The 16426-nt window shown below is 60.1% G+C and carries 17 protein-coding genes; 2 read left to right on the top strand and 15 right to left on the bottom strand.

Translation table 11 applies throughout. The annotated features are described in order from the left end of the window. The 12 genes from AC30D9_RS22740 to AC30D9_RS22685 all read right to left on the bottom strand — a co-directional run bounded on the left by AC30D9_RS22740 (position 1) and on the right by AC30D9_RS22685 (position 9688). Positions 1-1410 (bottom strand): circularly permuted type 2 ATP-grasp protein, encoded by a 1410-nt coding sequence (locus AC30D9_RS22740; protein WP_134925225.1) that lies wholly within the window; start codon positions 1408-1410, stop codon positions 1-3. A gap of 333 nt (positions 1411-1743) precedes the next feature. After that, entirely contained in the window at positions 1744-2085 is a 342-nt protein-coding gene (locus AC30D9_RS22735; protein ID WP_003179463.1) for a ribonuclease E inhibitor RraB, read from the bottom strand. A 201-nt stretch (positions 2086-2286) separates the two neighbouring features. Beyond that, entirely contained in the window at positions 2287-2523 is a 237-nt protein-coding gene (locus AC30D9_RS22730; protein ID WP_307573901.1) for a hypothetical protein, read from the bottom strand. Between the two features lie 140 nt (positions 2524-2663). Next, positions 2664-3272, bottom strand: coding sequence for an START domain-containing protein (locus AC30D9_RS22725; RefSeq protein ID WP_490144877.1), 609 nt, complete (start codon positions 3270-3272; stop codon positions 2664-2666). Between the two features lie 53 nt (positions 3273-3325). Continuing rightward, positions 3326-3580, bottom strand: coding sequence for a YkgJ family cysteine cluster protein (locus AC30D9_RS22720; protein WP_109754356.1), 255 nt, complete (start codon positions 3578-3580; stop codon positions 3326-3328). A gap of 147 nt (positions 3581-3727) precedes the next feature. Continuing rightward, entirely contained in the window at positions 3728-4204 is a 477-nt protein-coding gene (locus AC30D9_RS22715) for a translation initiation factor 2 (RefSeq protein WP_490144876.1), read from the bottom strand. An 85-nt stretch (positions 4205-4289) separates the two neighbouring features. Beyond that, complete coding sequence (locus AC30D9_RS22710; RefSeq protein ID WP_307573906.1) at positions 4290-5732, bottom strand: aminotransferase-like domain-containing protein; 1443 nt, start codon at positions 5730-5732, stop codon at positions 4290-4292. Positions 5733-5930: 198 nt separating this feature from the next. Continuing rightward, on the bottom strand, positions 5931-6740 hold the full coding sequence (locus tag AC30D9_RS22705; protein ID WP_134925229.1) for an OmpA family protein: 810 nt from the start codon (positions 6738-6740) through the stop codon (positions 5931-5933). Further along, positions 6737-7096, bottom strand: coding sequence for a DUF4398 domain-containing protein (locus tag AC30D9_RS22700; protein ID WP_042732091.1), 360 nt, complete (start codon positions 7094-7096; stop codon positions 6737-6739). Before AC30D9_RS22700 ends, AC30D9_RS22705 begins: the two co-directional genes overlap by 4 nt. 9 nt (positions 7097-7105) lie before the next feature. Continuing rightward, on the bottom strand, positions 7106-7930 hold the full coding sequence (locus tag AC30D9_RS22695; RefSeq protein WP_490144875.1) for a substrate-binding periplasmic protein: 825 nt from the start codon (positions 7928-7930) through the stop codon (positions 7106-7108). A 76-nt stretch (positions 7931-8006) separates the two neighbouring features. After that, positions 8007-8936: an electron transfer flavoprotein subunit alpha/FixB family protein gene (locus AC30D9_RS22690; RefSeq protein WP_490144874.1), complete on the bottom strand. Its 930-nt coding sequence runs from the start codon at positions 8934-8936 to the stop codon at positions 8007-8009. Between the two features lie 2 nt (positions 8937-8938). After that, positions 8939-9688 carry an electron transfer flavoprotein subunit beta/FixA family protein gene (locus AC30D9_RS22685; protein WP_003179445.1) on the bottom strand — a complete coding sequence of 250 codons (750 nt, stop codon included), beginning with the start codon at positions 9686-9688 and terminating at the stop codon, positions 8939-8941. Between the two features lie 546 nt (positions 9689-10234). On the opposite strand from AC30D9_RS22685, the gene AC30D9_RS22680 reads away from it, so the two are divergent. Further along, on the top strand, positions 10235-11899 hold the full coding sequence (locus tag AC30D9_RS22680; RefSeq protein ID WP_134925232.1) for an electron transfer flavoprotein-ubiquinone oxidoreductase: 1665 nt from the start codon (positions 10235-10237) through the stop codon (positions 11897-11899). Positions 11900-12084: 185 nt separating this feature from the next. Here AC30D9_RS22680 and AC30D9_RS22675 read toward each other — a convergent pair whose 3' ends face one another. Next, a complete protein-coding gene (locus AC30D9_RS22675) occupies positions 12085-12975 on the bottom strand; it encodes an AraC family transcriptional regulator (RefSeq protein WP_134926676.1) in 891 nt (296 codons plus the stop codon). A 179-nt stretch (positions 12976-13154) separates the two neighbouring features. On the opposite strand from AC30D9_RS22675, the gene AC30D9_RS22670 reads away from it, so the two are divergent. Beyond that, on the top strand, positions 13155-14207 hold the full coding sequence (locus AC30D9_RS22670; RefSeq protein WP_134925233.1) for an NAD(P)-dependent alcohol dehydrogenase: 1053 nt from the start codon (positions 13155-13157) through the stop codon (positions 14205-14207). 6 nt (positions 14208-14213) lie between these two features. Here the strand turns inward: AC30D9_RS22670 and AC30D9_RS22665 are convergent, their stop codons facing one another. Both AC30D9_RS22665 and AC30D9_RS22660 read right to left on the bottom strand, forming a co-directional pair. After that, a complete protein-coding gene (locus AC30D9_RS22665) occupies positions 14214-15017 on the bottom strand; it encodes an IclR family transcriptional regulator (RefSeq protein ID WP_058544290.1) in 804 nt (267 codons plus the stop codon). 59 nt (positions 15018-15076) lie between these two features. Further along, entirely contained in the window at positions 15077-16387 is a 1311-nt protein-coding gene (locus AC30D9_RS22660) for an MFS transporter (protein WP_134925234.1), read from the bottom strand. Between the last annotated feature and the right edge of the window lie 39 nt (positions 16388-16426).

The following is a 16426-nucleotide window of genomic DNA, read 5'->3' as shown; positions in this document are numbered from 1 at the left end:
TCAATCCTCGACCACCCAGGTGTCCTTGGTACCCCCGCCCTGGGATGAGTTCACCACCAGGGAGCCTTCGCGCAACGCCACTCGCGTCAGCCCGCCAGGGACCACGCGGGTCTCCCGGCCGGCCAGCACAAACGGACGCAAGTCGATGTGACGCGGGGCGATGCCGTTTTCGACAAAGGTCGGGCACGTCGAAAGCGACAGCGTCGGCTGGGCGATGTAGGCGTGCGGCTTGGCCTTGATTCGCTCGCCAAAGGCTTCGATTTGCGCCGCCGTCGAGGCCGGTCCCACCAGCATTCCGTAACCGCCAGAGCCCTGGGTTTCCTTGACCACCAGATCGGGAAGATTCGCCAGCACGTGGGAAAGCTCGGCAGGATTACGACATTGCCATGTAGGAACGTTCTTCAGGATCGGCTCCTCGTCCAGGTAAAAGCGGATCATGTCGGTGACGAACGGGTACACCGACTTGTCGTCCGCCACACCCGTGCCAATGGCGTTGGCCAGCACGACGTTGCCGGAACGGTAGGAGGACAACAGGCCCGGTACGCCGAGCATCGAATCCGGGTTGAAGGCCAGTGGATCAAGGAAGGCGTCGTCGAGGCGACGGTAGATCACATCCACCGCTTTCGGGCCGTCGGTGGTGCGCATGAACACTTTGTCGTCCCGTACGAACAGATCGGCGCCTTCTACCAGTTCCACGCCCATCTCCCGGGCCAGGAAGGCGTGCTCGAAGAACGCACTGTTGAAACGTCCCGGGGTGAGCACCACGACGCTGGGATCATCCAGCGGACTGGAGCTTTTCAGGGTGTCGAGCAGCAGGTTCGGATAATGGTCGATGGGAGCGATGCGCTGGGCGGCGAACAGCTCGGGGAACAGGCGCATCATCATCTTGCGGTCTTCGAGCATGTAGCTGACACCGCTGGGCGTACGAAGGTTGTCCTCGAGTACGTAGTACGTGCCGTCACCATCGCGCACCAGATCGACACCACAAATGTGGGCATAGATGTCACGGTGCAGGTCCAGCCCTTGCATCGCCAGTTGGTACTGCTCGTTGGCCAGTACCTGTTCGGCGGGAATGATCCCGGCCCGGATGATCCGTTGTTCGTGATAGAGGTCGGCCAGGAACATGTTCAGCGCCTTGACCCGCTGGATACAGCCACGTTCGACCACCCGCCATTCGCTGGCCGGGATGCTGCGCGGGATCGTGTCGAAAGGGATCAGGCGCTCTGTTCCCTGCTCGTCCCCGTAGAGCGTGAAAGTAATGCCGGCACGATGAAACAGCAGGTCGGCTTCGCGTCTGCGTTGTGCCAGCAGCTCGTCAGGCGTTTCAGCCAGCCAGCGGGCAAAAGCCTGGTAGTGCGGGCGGACCTGGCCGTTGGCATCGTACATTTCATCAAAACCACTGCGGATCATGCCGTGCTCCTTGTCACCCTGGCAGCAAGGCTTCGCAAGCCCCGTGCCATCGGCATAAACGCTTTATGATCAACGGGTTGGATTCTCCACTGACAGACCGCGCACTTTTCTAGTGCAGCAAATACCCCCACCCCGCTGCCCCCGCTTCATTGCGACGCAGGGGGCGTCGCTCCCCTGAGCATAGTCACGGAAAAACGAAGCGGCTTGATCTGGATACAGTTAGGTACAAAACCTGGAGAAGTGATGGAAGGTGGGGTCAGATATAAATCGTTTCCACATGAAAACGGCCGACACAAAGGTCAGCCGTTGCTGTGGTTGCATTGAGTGTATTTGTCAGGCCTGCAAGCGTCGGATCTCTTGCTTGACACCCCAGCCCTCGATAACACCACCCAAGGGTTCGACGACTGCCTCGAAGTCTTGCTCGAAGTCGCCAATGTCATCGTAAGTGGCGTACATCACCCGACTCAGTTCCAACGACCAAGCCCCGTCGTCCCGTGCACTGATCTGCGCGTTCAGCGATTCTCCCCGAAAATGACCTGCCGCCCTGCGCGCCCGCTCCTCGTCCGGGAAAATGGCGTAGAACTCGATGGGATGGAATCGGGAAAAATCGAAACCGCCTTCTTTCATGCGGCGCAATACGCTGGTGCTGATGTCTTCTTGATAGGCTGTGCTCATGAAACGTCCTCCTAAAACCGATGGATAGACTTTCCGTCTTCCCGTGCGTGAAGCCTTAAGACTGCAAGCGGTACGGCATCAAACGGCCGTCGGGACACAAGCATGTAGCTGACAAGACCGGACCTTGGCGATCCTTTCGCTGATCTCAATTGCAGAGTAGCCGCAAGTGATGGCCACTGCCAAGCGAGACCAGGCAACGTTTCATGAAATCGGTGTAATGCTGAGGATTTCGATGCTGTTTTGGGACTTGAGATTCTTGACTGTAGGGTCTTCGGTGCGGTCCTCCAAGTCGTTGAGGTCCAGTCGCTCGAGCACCGGTAGCAACCTTTCGCGAATCAGTTGGGCGGCCTGCTCCATGGTGGGCTTCTGGTCATAGTCGAACTGCTCGATGGTTTTTTCACCGTGATCGTTAATGAAAGTAATTTCCCACTTTTGCATCAGTGTCTCCTTGATCAATTCAGGACCTGGCTTACCTTTATCTCGACCTTGAGGGCCGGCCAATCGTTCCGCTGGGCCTCTGGACGGCACACATGAAAAGACCGCCTCGGGGGCGGTCTCTTTTGTGCAGCATTGGCCGATCAGTTTTCGGCAAGTTTCTTCAGGGCTTCCAGGGTGTTGAACGGCGCGTCCACCACGAATTTGTTCGCCAGCCAGGACGGCACGTCACCACCCGGCTCGGTGTGGACCTGATAAACGACTTCGACCTGGCCCGCGCCCTTTGGCGTGAACTTCCAGAAACCATCGACCTGGGCCACCCGTACGAAGCCCTTTTCCTCAGGCAGGTACTTGGGCACGCCCTTGAGCTTGCGGGTCAGGCTGCCATCGGCACCATCCACGGTGGTGACTTCCAGCACCGAGTCACGGGGCGTTACCGGCCATGGCGTGTTGAACTGGGTGTAGGTCCAGCTCTTGCTATCTTCGTGCTTGAGCAGCTTCTGGCTCTTGCATTCGTGAATCCAGGCGCAGGCGCCGGAGACGTCTTCCTGCAAGGCACGCAGCTTTGCAACGCTGGTCTTCATGACCGTCACACCACGGTAAGCCTTATATTTGGAGCCGGCCACCTCACTGAGGGAAACCTTGATACCGTCCTTCTCCTTGGCAACCTGCCAGTCCTCTGCCTGAGCCGTGGCCGTTGCCAGCAATACGGTCAACCCACACAACACAGCCATACGATGCAGCGAACCCATAGTTTTTTCCTTATTGTCCAAGTTCGTTCATTTCGGATCTGTTCATTGACTCATTACGCTGCCGTGACTTGTTCCCACCAACCGATCAGCCGGATGGCCTCTTCATTGCTGCTGCCGCAAACCTCGATGTCGGCTTCGAACGCCGAGCACACTGCCGGACGCTCCGGCTGGCCGAAGATCCGGCACAGGTTATCGACCGACAATTGCACGCAACGTTCTCCCGCCGGTTTGCCTTGAGGCATGCCAGGAATAGGTGAGCTGATGGAAGGGGCGATGCAACAGGCGCCACAGCCTTCACGGCATTTCATGACGACAACATCCTCACGACAGGTAATGGTTGGTAACGAAACACAGAGTAACGACTAAAACACTCGTTTTAAATTACCGTCCGGGTGTTTTTTTGCGATCGGCGATATGACTGGACGGTCAGCGTCGAGCTGCGTGCTGTCGAAGGTCTATCGCTTGAATTCGAAATCCAGTGCTGCGCCTTCCACCTCATTGCGCTCCTGGTTGCGCAGTGGCAGCTGCATTTCATTGCTTAACAGGCGGCCATTGAGCTGGAACGGTCCGGGTTTGTCGCCAAACATGGACGGCAACAGTGGTTCACGCTTGGGCACCGTCACCTTACCCGGTGGCTGCAGTGCCTCGACCATGTCATGGGGCAGGCTCAGATCCAGCTTGGCTGGCGGCAATGGGGTCTTGGCGACCTCATGGGCAGATTTGCTCTTGGAGGCGATGGGCGCGCGCTTTTTCTTCGCGGGTGCCGCCTTCTTCGCGGAAGGCTTCTTGGCCACCGCGGTTTTTTTCGGTGCATCCTTCGTGGCACTGGCGACCGGTTTTTCCTGCGCCGGCGCTGCCGCGACGACGCCTCCCATTTGGAAGGCACTCAACAGGCCAATCAAAACCCAGGCAGCAGGAACAATGGTTTTCATAGACACAACGGCACTGACGGCAGAGACCCTCATGCTCGCCTGATAATGAGGCGCTGACAAGCACATCGAACTAAGTCGCTGACACCTAAAGAAATCCGTTGGCCGTCTCTTGGCACAATTGAGTGGCCAACAGCCCGAGAGTCATCAAGGCCCGCTCCGCCTCACGGTTCCAGGGTGTGCCGCAGTTCAAGCGGATGCAGTGATTGAACTGTTCGGTGTTACTGAAAATCAGCCCTGGCGCGATACTGATGCCCTGTTGCAACGCCCGCACATGCAACTCCTGGGTATTGACCCGCCCCGGCAGGCTGACCCACAGGATAAAGCCCCCCCCGGGACGGCTCATCTGCGTACCTTCGGGGAAGTACTGTTGCACCGCCAGTTGAAAGGCACTGAGGTTCTTGCGGTACTCCTGGCGGATATAGCGCAAGTGCCGGTCATAGCCGCCGTTCTCCAGGTACGCGGCAATGCCCATCTGCGTAACGCTACACGCCGAGTGAGTGCTGAAGGTCTGGAGCCGCTGGATTTCCTGCTGGAATTTCCCGCCAATCATCCAGCCGATGCGCACACCTGGCGACAACGTCTTGGAGAAACTCGAACAGTAGATGACCCGGTCCAGTCGGTCGTAGGCCTTGAGGGCTTTGGTGCGCCCCTGCTCGAACATCAACTCGCCGTAGATATCGTCCTCGACGATCTGGATATCGAAGTCCGACGCCAGGCGCAGCAGCTGCTTTTGCCGCTCCTCCGGCATGGTGCCGCCCAGGGGATTGCTCAGGCGCGTGGTCAGCACCAGCGCCTTGATCGACCACTGGTTAGCCGCCAACTGCAAGGCTTCCAGGCTCATGCCGGTGACCGGGTCGCTGGGGATCTCGATAACCTTGAGGCCCAACAGATCCGCCAGTTGCAGCAAGCCGTAGTAAGTCGGCGACTCGGCGGCGATCAAGTCCCCTGGTCGCGTCAGCACCCGCAGGGACATCTGCAGCGCATCGACACAACCGTGGGTAATCACCACCTCGGAAGGGTCCACCACCACGCCCGCATCGCGCATGCGAATCGCCACCTGACGCCGCAACGGCTCGAAGCCCGGGCTGAACATGTAGCTGAACGCCCGCGGGCTGTGGAAACGCGTGACCTTGGCCAGTTGCTGATGCAAGGCCCGCACAGGCAGATAGTCGACGCTCGGTACCGCCGCGCCCAGGGGAAACACGCCTTCGCGGCGTGACTCGACCAACACTTGCTGGATGATGCTGCTGCGCGTCACCAGCCCCGGACGCTCTACCCGGGCAATATCCGGCGTCGACGCCGTCAGGGCCGGTGTCTGGTGCACGTAGTAGCCCGACTGCGGCCGCGCGCGAATCAGCCCTTGGTCTTCAAGGTTCGCGTAGGCTTGCAGCACCGTGGCATGGCTGACGTTGAGCTGCGAGCTCATCTTGCGCACAGACGGCACACGTTCGCCGGGTTGATACACACCGCGCCGGATGTCTTCAGCCAGCTGTTGAGCAATACGTTGATAGAGCAGAAGGTTGGTCATGACGCAGCACTCGATTTCACGGGCATTTTATTCTTGTCGGAAACGATACCGGAACAGTTTAGAAGTGTACTGGGACAGTTGCCAGATTACTCGACAGCACAGTGGAGTGACAGCTCTAACTGTACCCCTACAGACAATCTGCGAGCGCAAAAAAACCCGGCGCCATTGAAGGGGCCGGGTTTTCCAGTGACGCAGCCCTCAGCGGGCGGCGCCGAGCTGGCCTTTTTCGTCGGAGAACACAATTTCAACGCGACGGTTCTGTGCCCGGCCACGCTCGGAAGCGTTGACGTCCACCGGGTATTGATCACCGTAACCTTCGACCTGGATGCGCTTTTCATCTATCCCCAGGTCCACCAGCACATCCGCCACCGCCTGAGCGCGATCACGAGACAGCTTGAGGTTTTCCTGCTTGCCGCCGGTGCTGTCGGTGTATCCCTCGATACGCACCACACGTTTGGGATTGAGCTGCAAGAACTGCACGATCTTGAGCACGACGCGGTTGGCCGAGTTCTTCAGCTCCGCTTCGCCGGTATCGAACAGCACGTCACCCAGGGTCATCACCAAGCCGCGATCGGTCTGGGTGGTCGCCATCGCCATGATCTGCTCTTCAAGCCATTTGCCCTGCTGCTGCACGCTCAGCAACTTGGATTCACGCAAGGCCAATTGCAGGCGCTGGCGCTCCAGTTCGAGCTTCGCCGCGCGCTCTTCGTTGAGCACCTGGTCGCTGTGCTCCCGGGCGATCGCACTGTAGCGCTGGCTCAGGTAAGCGTAATGCTGCACATCCTCACCGCTGCCCCAGTAGGTGGACAAACGATCCGCACGGGCAAGGGATTCGCCAGCGCGGATCACGTCCCGGGGCGCGGCGCGCAATACGTTGGCGTCTTCCTTGACCTTCTGGAAGTCGGCGCTGGCCTGCTCGAGTGCCGCTTCGCTGCGCTGGCCGGCGCAGCCATACAAGCTGGCCAGGCCTGCGAGGACCAGACCGCCCAATACGTGGGAGTGCTTCATTGGGCATCCTCCCTCAACTGTTTGCGCAAGCGCTTGATGCGGGTGTCGAGCACGTTCAGTTGCTCCTGGCTCTTGAGGGTCAGCACCTTCGCTTCGGCCAGGCGGGCGTCCAGTTCGGCCTGTTCGGCCCGCATGCGCGCCTTCTTGTAGGATTCGTCGGCCATGTTGGATTTGGCCCGAGCGAATTTTTCCTCGGCCAGTTTCAACTCGGGCACTTCGTCGGCATTGGCGCCCACGGCCCGGGCTTGCTCCAGTGCCTGTTCGGTCAGGCGGATCTGTTCATTCGGCGCCGGATCGGCTGCGCAGCCCGCCAGAGCCAGAACGGCCAGGGCAGCGAAAAGAGGTCGAATAGTCACTAATGTTCCCTACTGTTTTGGGGCACTGACAGGTGGCTGCAACTGTGTTCTCCAACGCTCGAGATTGCGCTGCAACACAGCCTCCGTCAGGCCGGACGCGGCCAATTCTGTCATCTTTTGCGCCAGCTGTCCGCGTAACCATGGGTCATTGCAGGCGGAGTTATGGGAAATCGCCAGGAACAGCCCGGGTTTATCCACCGGTTGCGGTGCGGCTTGCAGGTCGTTGGCCATCCCCAGTGTCTGCGCCATTGCCAGGCCCGAGTAGCGCCCCGCCAGGACATATTCCACCTCGCCCAGCAGAAGTTTCTGAAAGGCCTGGGTCAGGTTTGGCGTGCGCACCAAGGACAATTTCTGCTCGGCAAAGATGCCGAATCCCTGGGTCATACGCGCCTTTTCCGACAAGGCTCCGGGATGACCATGAAGATCCTCGGGCTGGTTGATGACCAGCGTCGAGTCCTTGCGGGTCCAGACCAGGTAATCGTTTTCGAGCAAGGGCGGATGAACGTAGTCCAGCACTTCAAGCCCGGTAGCGGTCAGCGGAGCGTCGGTGAGCAGGTCCATGCGTCCACTGCGCACTTCGTCCAATGCCTGGGCGCGCTTGCCGGCATACAACAGTTCGATCTTGATCCCCAACTCTTGCGCCACGTGTGCCAGCAGGTCGGCGCCGGCGCCAATCAAGTGCTTGGGGTCCTGGGGGTCTTGCCACAGATAGGGCGGCGCATCCGGGCTGCCGGTGGCGATCAGTCGCTCACATTTGCCCGCGGCAACAGACAGGCCTGGCACCAGCGCCAACGTCCACAGCAACGACCAGCCGGCCAAACGGCGCAGATCCATGGCGATACGCTCCTCTGATGCAGAAATAAAAAAACCCGGCCAAAGGGCCGGGCTCTTTATAAGTGAAGACGCCGGATTAGACCAGCTTCTCCAGCTCTGGGATGGCTTCGAACAAGTCCGCTACCAGGCCATAGTCGGCCACCTGGAAGATCGGCGCTTCTTCATCCTTGTTGATCGCAACGATCACCTTGGAGTCTTTCATGCCGGCCAGGTGCTGGATCGCGCCGGAGATACCGACGGCGATGTACAGCTGTGGCGCAACGATCTTGCCGGTCTGGCCGACCTGCATGTCGTTGGGTACGAAACCGGCGTCAACCGCCGCGCGCGAAGCGCCAACGGCAGCGCCCAGCTTGTCGGCCAGGGCATACAGGTGCTTGAAGTTGTCACCGTTCTGCATGCCACGCCCGCCGGAAACGACGATCTTGGCAGCGGTCAGCTCAGGACGATCGGACTTGGCCAGTTCTTCGTTGACGAAACTGGAGATGCCGGCGTCGTGGGCGGCGCCTACGGCTTCAACGGCAGCCGAGCCACCTTCGGCGGCAACCGGGTCGAAACCGGTGGCACGCACGGTGATGACCTTGACCGCAGCGTTCGATTGCACGGTGGCAATGGCGTTACCAGCGTAGATCGGACGCTTGAAGGTGTCGGCGCTTTCCACCGAGATGATCTCGGAGATCTGGTCGACATCCAGGGCCGCGGCAACGCGCGGCAGGATGTTCTTGCCGTTGGAAGTGGCGGCCGCCAGGATGTGGCTGTAGCCCTTGCCCAGCTCGGCAACCAGCGGAGCAACGTTTTCCGGCAGTTGATGCGCGTAGGCAGCGTTGTCGGCCGCCAGCACTTTGGCCACGCCAGTGATTTTGGCGGCAGCTTCGGCAACGGCGCCAGCGCCCTGCCCGGCTACCAGGACGTGGATATCGCCACCGATTTTGGCAGCGGCAGCAACGGTGTTCAGCGTGGCCGGAGCCAGCACCTTGTTATCGTGTTCGGCGATTACCAAGATAGTCATGATCAGATTACCTTCGCTTCGTTTTTCAGTTTCTCGACCAGTTCAGCCACCGACTTGACCTTGATACCCGCGCTGCGTGCAGCCGGCGCTTCGACTTTTACGGTCTTGTTGGTGGAGGCGGTGGAAACGCCCAAAGCGTCAGGAGTCAGCACTTCAAGCGGCTTCTTCTTGGCTTTCATGATGTTTGGCAGCGACGCATAGCGCGGCTCGTTCAAACGCAGGTCGGTGGTGACGATGGCAGGCAGTTTCAGGGAAACGGTCTGCGCGCCGCCGTCGATTTCGCGGGTCACGGCAACGCTGTCGCCGGACACTTCGACTTTCGAAGCGAAGGTACCCTGACCGTAGCCGCTCAATGCCGCGAGCATCTGGCCGGTCTGGTTGTTGTCGCTGTCGATGGCTTGTTTGCCGAGGATCACCAGCGATGGCTGTTCCTTGTCGACAACGGCCTTGAGCAGCTTGGCCACGGCCAGGGAAGTCAGGTCTTCGGCGGATTCGACGAGGATGGCGCGATCGGCACCCAGTGCCAGCGCGGTGCGCAGTTGTTCCTGGGCAGTGGTCGGGCCGATGGAGACGACGACGATCTCAGTCGCCACGCCTTTTTCTTTCAGGCGTACGGCTTCTTCCACGGCGATTTCGCAGAAAGGGTTCATCGACATCTTGACGTTGGCGAGGTCGACGCCGGAGTTGTCCGCCTTGACGCGAACCTTGACGTTATAGTCGACCACTCGTTTGACAGCTACAAGAACCTTCATGGATTCCTCGTTACTCTCCGGTGAAAAAAAGTCGCCTAGGCGAACCTGGCGGTTGATGCTCATGGGCGCAAGGGCACCTCTAAAAACGCCGGCATGAACCACACATGACCCTGCTCACGGGAGTGAAGACCATTCGTCAGTGATGACTGATGAGTCATTCATTATCGCGGCGTGTAAACTGCGCGTCCGAACCGCGCAATACGTCACTTTGTGCTGCCTTCGCCCTGTCTTTAGAGGTGCTCTTGAAACCAACAGTCAGCCTACGGCGAGCGCAAAACCGCCCGTATCTTGACCGGAACACCTATTCCGGTCAATACGGCAAAATGGTCAGTCATAAGCCGTACGTCAGTGATTTATCTGGCCTGCGGCAATTTCAAACAAACGTTTGTATTGGACCCTGAGAGTGGTGTAGATATAATGCGCCGCTTAAGAGAGACCCGCGTCTCATCCATTGTCGCTTTCGTCGCTTTTCGCGAAGGAAACAACGGACGCAACGCCAAACCTCCAATTAGAAAAAACTGTAGAGCCTTGAGTAGGAGATAGCCTGTGGAACGCGAATACATGGAATTCGACGTGGTCATCGTCGGTGCCGGCCCCGCTGGCCTGTCTGCCGCTTGCCGACTGAAACAGAAGGCCGCCGAAGCCGGTAAGGAAATCAGCGTCTGCGTGGTCGAAAAAGGCTCCGAAGTCGGTGCGCACATCCTCTCCGGCGCGGTGTTCGAACCCCGCGCCCTGAACGAACTGTTCCCGGATTGGAAAGAACTCGGCGCACCGCTGAACACACCGGTCAAGCGCGATGACATTTATGTCCTGAAAAACGCCGAGTCCGCGCAGAAAATCCCTGACTTCTTTGTGCCCAAGACCATGCACAACGAAGGCAACTATATTATTTCCCTGGGCAACCTGTGCCGCTGGCTGGCCCAGCAGGCCGAGAACCTGGGCGTGGAGATCTACCCGGGCTTCGCCGCCCAGGAAGCGCTGTTCGACGAGAACGGCGTGGTCCGTGGGATCATCACCGGCGACCTGGGTGTCGACCGTGAAGGCCACCCGAAGGAAGGTCTCTACACCCCGGGCATGGAACTGCGTGGCAAGTACACGCTGTTCGCCGAAGGCTGCCGTGGTCACATCGGCAAGCAACTGATCAAGCGCTTCAACCTCGACAGCGATGCCGACGCCCAGCACTACGGTATCGGCCTGAAGGAAATCTGGGAAATCGACCCGGCCAAGCATCAACCGGGCCTGGTGGTACACACCGCCGGTTGGCCGCTGGACATCATGGGCACCGAGAACACCGGCGGTTCGTTCCTCTATCACCTGGAAAACAACCAGGTGGTGGTCGGCCTGATCGTTGACCTGTCCTACAGCAACACCTTCCTGTCGCCATTCGACGAATTCCAGCGCCTCAAGCATCACCCAGTGCTCAAGCAGTACCTGGAAGGTGGCAAGCGCGTCAGCTACGGTGCTCGCGCCATTTGCAAGGGCGGCCTGAATTCGCTGCCGAAAATGGTCTTCAAGGGCGGCGCGCTGATCGGTTGCGACCTCGGCACGCTGAACTTCGCCAAGATCAAGGGCAGCCACACCGCCATGAAGTCCGGCATGCTCGCCGCCGACGCCGTGGCCGATCGCCTGTTTGCCGAGTCCGAAGGCGGTGACGAACTGACCGCCTACGTCGACAGCTTCAAGAACAGCTGGCTGTATGAAGAACTGTTCGCCAGCCGCAACTTCGGCCCGGCGATTCACAAATACGGCGCGATCATCGGCGGTGGCTTCAACTGGCTCGACCAGAACATCTTCGGCGGCAAAATGCCGTTCACCCTGCACGATACCAAGCCCGACTATGCCTGCCTCAAGCTGGCGGCCGATTGCAAGAAGATCGACTACCCGAAACCGGACGGCAAGATCAGCTTCGACAAACTCAGCTCGGTGTTCATCTCCGGTACCAACCATGAAGAAGAACAGCCCTGCCACCTGAAGCTGACCGATCCGAGCATTCCGATCAGCAAGAACCTGCCGCTGTACGACGAACCGGCACAGCGCTACTGCCCGGCCGGCGTGTATGAAGTGGTAACCAAGGAAGACGGCGAGAAGCGCTTCCAGATCAACGCCCAGAACTGTGTGCACTGCAAGACCTGCGACATCAAGGACCCTGCGCAGAACATCACCTGGGTTTCCCCGGAAGGCGCCGGTGGGCCGACTTACCCGAACATGTAAGCCGATTCGCTGAACCACAAGGCTCCCGCAATGGGGGCCTTTTTGTTGCCTGCAATTCAAGAAACACTGCAGTCCAAATGTGGGAGCCGGCTTGCTCGCGAAAGCAGCGTGTCAGTCGACAAAAATACTGGCAGATACGCCGCTTTCGCGAGCAAGCCCGCTCCCACAGAGGGATTTGCGCTGGATCACGCCACGCGCTCCTCCCCAGGGTTGCGTTCGAAGTAGCGCTTGTACTCCCGACTGAACTGCGACGGGCTCTGATAGCCCACCTGGTGCGCCACCTGGGCCACGCCCATGCCTTCGATGAGCAGCAGCCGCTGGGCCTTGAGCAGGCGCAAGCGCTTGAGGTACTGCACCGGCGAGAGCAAGGTGCTGCGCTTGAAATGCTCATGAAAGGTCGAAGCGCTCATGTTCGCGCAACTGGCCAATGTCTCGACGTTCAGCGGCTCGGTGAAGTGCGCGTGCAAATGGCTCAAGGATGCCGCGATCCGGGCGAACTGGCCTTGCTGCTCCACCAGCGCCCGCAACACATCGGCCTGGGGCCCGCGCAACGCGACGAACAGCAACTCCCGCAGCCGCGCCTGGCCCATGACCTGGCACTCCAACGGATCGTGCAAACAGCGCAACAAACGTTCGACACACCCGCGCATGGCGTCATCGAGCACGGCGCAGGTCATCGATTCCGGCGTCTGCGGCGCCAGGTTCCGACCCGGTACCAGCCCCATGGCCAGCACCAGTTCCCCCAGCATCGCCCGATCGATCGCAACGGAAACCCCAAGCAGTGGAGCATTGGGCATGGCGTAGGTTTCGCATTCGAACGGCACCGGCAAGGCCTGGATCAGATAATGCCCGGCGCCATATTCCAGCGTGCGAGGCCCCAGGTACGCCAGTTTGCTACCCTGGGCAATGATCACCAGACTCGGTTCGTAGAGCTGCGGGCCACGCGCAACGTCCTGGCTGGCCCGAAGCGTATGCACGCCGGGCAGAGGCGTCGGGACGAAACCGTCGCGGGTCGCCAAGGGTTCTATCAATGAAACCAGCGTGGCGTTGGCATCGAGATGGCGGGTCAACAACATGGGCGAAAACTTCACGAAAAAAGGGATGAAACCATCATCGCAGGTCTGTTGCCACATAGGATCAGATCCTGGCCAAGACCGGAGGATTAGGCATGACAGGCGGAGGAATCGCCATCGCCGCCGGCCGCCAGGACTCCCAGAATGAACCCCTCACCGTTCACTGCTTAGCGAGGTCCATCATGTACACAGCCATCGGATATGCCGCCCAGTCGGCCACCACTCCCCTCGCCCCCATGAAGTTCGAACGCCGTAGCCCACGAGAGGACGATGTGGCGATCGATATTCTCTACTGCGGCGTCTGTCATTCCGACATCCACCAGGCCCGCAATGAATGGGGTATCGCCGTTTATCCGCTGATGCCCGGCCATGAGATTGTAGGCAAAGTCACCGCCGTCGGTGCGAATGTCACCCGTTATAAGGTCGGCGACCTGGTGGGCGTTGGCTGCATGGTCGACTCCTGCCGCGAGTGCGAAGCCTGTCGCGCTGATCTGGAGCAATACTGCTACCAGGGCATGACACAGACCTACGCCAGCCCGGACCGTATCAGCGGCGGCCACACCATGGGCGGTTACTCCAACAGCATCGTGGTCAGCGAGCACTTCGTGCTGCGCATCCCGGATACCCTCGACCCGGCCGGCGCCGCGCCGATTCTCTGCGCCGGCATTACCACTTACTCGCCCCTCAAGCACTATGGCGTGAAGGCTGGCGACAAGGTTGGCGTGCTGGGTATGGGCGGCCTCGGGCACATGGGCATCAAGTTCGCCAAGGCCATGGGCGCGGAAGTGACGTTGTTCACCCGCTCGGCGAGCAAGGCTGAAGAAGCCCGTCGCCAAGGTGCGGACCACGTGATCGTGTCCACCGACGCCGAGCAGATGGCCGCTGCCGCCGGACGCTTCAACTTCCTGCTGGACACCATTCCGGTGCAACACGACCTCAACCCCTACCTCGACACCTTGCGTTTCGACGGTGTGCATATCCTGGTAGGTCTGGTCGAACCGATTGATCCGCCGGTCCATGCCGCAAAACTGATCATGGGCCGTCGGGTCCTGGCCGGTTCGTTGATCGGCGGTATTGCCGAAACCCAGGAAGTGCTGGATTTCTGCGCCGAACACAACATCAGCTGCGACATTGAAATGCTCGACATTCGCCAGATCAACGAGGCCTACAGCCGCATGATCGCCGGGGATGTGAAGTACCGCTTCGTCATCGACATGGCGACCCTCAAGGCCTGACCTTCGTCAGACCTTGGCACCCAGCTCCGCCGACAGCCGGGCTGTGACCCCTTTGACCAGGGGAATCAGCTCGGCCATTTTTTCCAGCGGCATGTACGGCACGGTGCTGGCGATACTGATACCGGCGACAATGCGCTTGCCGGCGTCACGGATCGGCGCCGCCACGCAACGAATCGACGGTTCGTTGTCTTCCAGGTCGAAGGCATAGCCCCCCGCCACGTACTCCACCATCCGTTGCTGGAACTGCTCCCAGGATTGCTCCTGATGCTGGGGCCAGAACTGATTTTTCCCGCCGGCCGGCAGGCTGATTTCGTACAGCCGCTTCCATTGTTCCTGCGTGTCATCGAGCATCAGCGCCTTGCCGATCCCGGTGCGCGCCAACGGCATGCGGTGACCTACGCGCGAGCGCATCTCCGGGCCGTTGCGCCCCGGATTCTTCAGCAGGTACAAGACCTCGTCGCCCTCGCGAATCGCCAGGTGAACCGTGTCGCCGGTGAGCGCCGACAACTCGTCCAGGTACGGCCCCGCCAGGCTCACCAGTGGCAGTTCTTCCCGGGCCTGGAAACCCAATTCGATCAATTTCGGCCCCAGCAGGTAGCCCACTTGCGGCACCACGCGCAGGTAACGTTCGTCCACCAGGCAACTGGCCAGGCGATGGGTGGTGCTGCGGGTGGTGCCGATCAGCCGGGCGATTTCCTTCAAGTCACGGGCGCCGCTGGCGACCGCCTGGACCACGCCCAGGCCACGCAGCAATGTCTGCGTGCCCGTAGGCGCGGCGTCCTTGGTGATTTTTGGATCGTCTTGCTGCATATCCGGCCTTCAACAGTGAGCGGGGAACGGGCGGCATTATGGTCGCCCGCCCCGTCGGACTACAACTCGATGCGCTCGACCTTCCCCACCAGCAGGATGTAGGACAGCGCGCCAATCAATGCCAGTACAGCGATGTAGGTGATGGCAGGGGCAAACGAATCACCGCTGGCGAGAAAGCCGATGACGATAGGCGTGGCGATGGCCGCCAGGTTACCGATGAAGTTGAACACCCCGCCGGTCAACCCGAGCAATCGCGCCGGCGCCAGTGTCGAGACCAGTGACCAGGTGATCGACGCCAGGCCGTTGCCGAAGAACGCCAGGGCCAGGAAGGCGATGACCAGCGGCGTCGATTCGACAAAGTTGGCGCCGATGATCGACGTAGAGATCAGCAACCCACCAATGATCGGCAGCTTGCGCGCGAACCCCACGCTGGTGCCGCGACGGATCAGCCAGTCGGAAAAGAACCCGGAACACAGCACGCCGACAAACGCCGCAAGGAACGGCAACGACGCCAGCAGGCCGGACTTGATGAAGTCCATGCCGCGATATTTCACCAGGTAGGTCGGGAACCAGGTCAGGAAAAACCACAGCGTGGAGTTGAGGCAAAACTGCCCCAGGTAAATGCCCCACAACTTGCGTTGGGTCAGGACGATGCCCAGGTCGGCCCAGCTGAATTTCGCCTTGGCCTTAGCGGTATCGGCCTGGATATCCACCAACCCACCGCCTTCGCGGATCAGTTCGATTTCAGCGGCGTTGGCGCCTTTGAAATCCCGTGGCTCGCGATACACCGCGTACCAGATCAACGCCCAGATAATGCCCACTGCGCCCGTGGCGACAAACACCATGTGCCAGCCGAACGCATGTTGCAGCCAGGCCAATACCGGCGTCAGGAAGGCCAACCCGACGAACTGTCCGGAGGTGTAGAAACCGATGGCCGTGGCCCGTTCACGTTCAGGGAACCAGGTGGTGACCACGCGGCTGTTGATCGGATAAGCCGGCGCTTCCAGGGCCCCGACCGCCATGCGCAGCACGAATAGCGCGATGAAACTGGCCGCAAAACCCAACATCACCGTGGCCACCGACCACAACAGCAGCGCCACGCTGTAAAGAATGCGCGGCGGCACCCGGTCCACCAGCCAGCCACCAGGAATCTGCATGGCCGCGTAGGTCCAGCCGAACGCCGAGAAAATCAGCCCGACGTGGATCGGATCGATGCCCAGGTCGCTGGTCAATGCGGGGGCGGCAATCGAGAGGTTACTGCGGTCCAGGTAATTGATCACCACGGTGATGAACAGCAGGACCATGATGAAAAAACGCTTGCGGCTGGGCGTCACCAACGACGCTTGCGCGCTCAGGGTGTGCGCTTGCATGTGAGGTGCCTCTTTTTATGTTTATTGAGGTAACGGGCG

Source organism: Pseudomonas sp. DF11 (assembly GCF_058148565.1).
The sequence above is the reverse complement of the archived record's forward strand: the minus strand, read 5'-3'. Positions and strand labels throughout refer to the sequence as shown.

What these genes read in the sequence shown, in the direction of transcription:
- AC30D9_RS22740 (WP_134925225.1), bottom strand. Translation starts at nt 1,410, where the DNA reads ATGATCCGCAGTGGTTTTGATGAAATGTACGATGCCAACGGCCAGGTC.
- AC30D9_RS22735 (WP_003179463.1), bottom strand. Translation starts at nt 2,085, where the DNA reads ATGAGCACAGCCTATCAAGAAGACATCAGCACCAGCGTATTGCGCCGC.
- AC30D9_RS22730 (WP_307573901.1), bottom strand. Translation starts at nt 2,523, where the DNA reads ATGCAAAAGTGGGAAATTACTTTCATTAACGATCACGGTGAAAAAACC.
- AC30D9_RS22725 (WP_490144877.1), bottom strand. Translation starts at nt 3,272, where the DNA reads ATGGGTTCGCTGCATCGTATGGCTGTGTTGTGTGGGTTGACCGTATTG.
- AC30D9_RS22720 (WP_109754356.1), bottom strand. Translation starts at nt 3,580, where the DNA reads ATGAAATGCCGTGAAGGCTGTGGCGCCTGTTGCATCGCCCCTTCCATC.
- AC30D9_RS22715 (WP_490144876.1), bottom strand. Translation starts at nt 4,204, where the DNA reads ATGAAAACCATTGTTCCTGCTGCCTGGGTTTTGATTGGCCTGTTGAGT.
- AC30D9_RS22710 (WP_307573906.1), bottom strand. Translation starts at nt 5,732, where the DNA reads ATGACCAACCTTCTGCTCTATCAACGTATTGCTCAACAGCTGGCTGAA.
- AC30D9_RS22705 (WP_134925229.1), bottom strand. Translation starts at nt 6,740, where the DNA reads ATGAAGCACTCCCACGTATTGGGCGGTCTGGTCCTCGCAGGCCTGGCC.
- AC30D9_RS22695 (WP_490144875.1), bottom strand. Translation starts at nt 7,930, where the DNA reads ATGGATCTGCGCCGTTTGGCCGGCTGGTCGTTGCTGTGGACGTTGGCG.
- AC30D9_RS22690 (WP_490144874.1), bottom strand. Translation starts at nt 8,936, where the DNA reads ATGACTATCTTGGTAATCGCCGAACACGATAACAAGGTGCTGGCTCCG.
- AC30D9_RS22685 (WP_003179445.1), bottom strand. Translation starts at nt 9,688, where the DNA reads ATGAAGGTTCTTGTAGCTGTCAAACGAGTGGTCGACTATAACGTCAAG.
- AC30D9_RS22675 (WP_134926676.1), bottom strand. Translation starts at nt 12,975, where the DNA reads ATGTTGTTGACCCGCCATCTCGATGCCAACGCCACGCTGGTTTCATTG.
- AC30D9_RS22670 (WP_134925233.1), top strand. Translation starts at nt 13,155, where the DNA reads ATGTACACAGCCATCGGATATGCCGCCCAGTCGGCCACCACTCCCCTC.
- AC30D9_RS22665 (WP_058544290.1), bottom strand. Translation starts at nt 15,017, where the DNA reads ATGCAGCAAGACGATCCAAAAATCACCAAGGACGCCGCGCCTACGGGC.
- AC30D9_RS22660 (WP_134925234.1), bottom strand. Translation starts at nt 16,387, where the DNA reads ATGCAAGCGCACACCCTGAGCGCGCAAGCGTCGTTGGTGACGCCCAGC.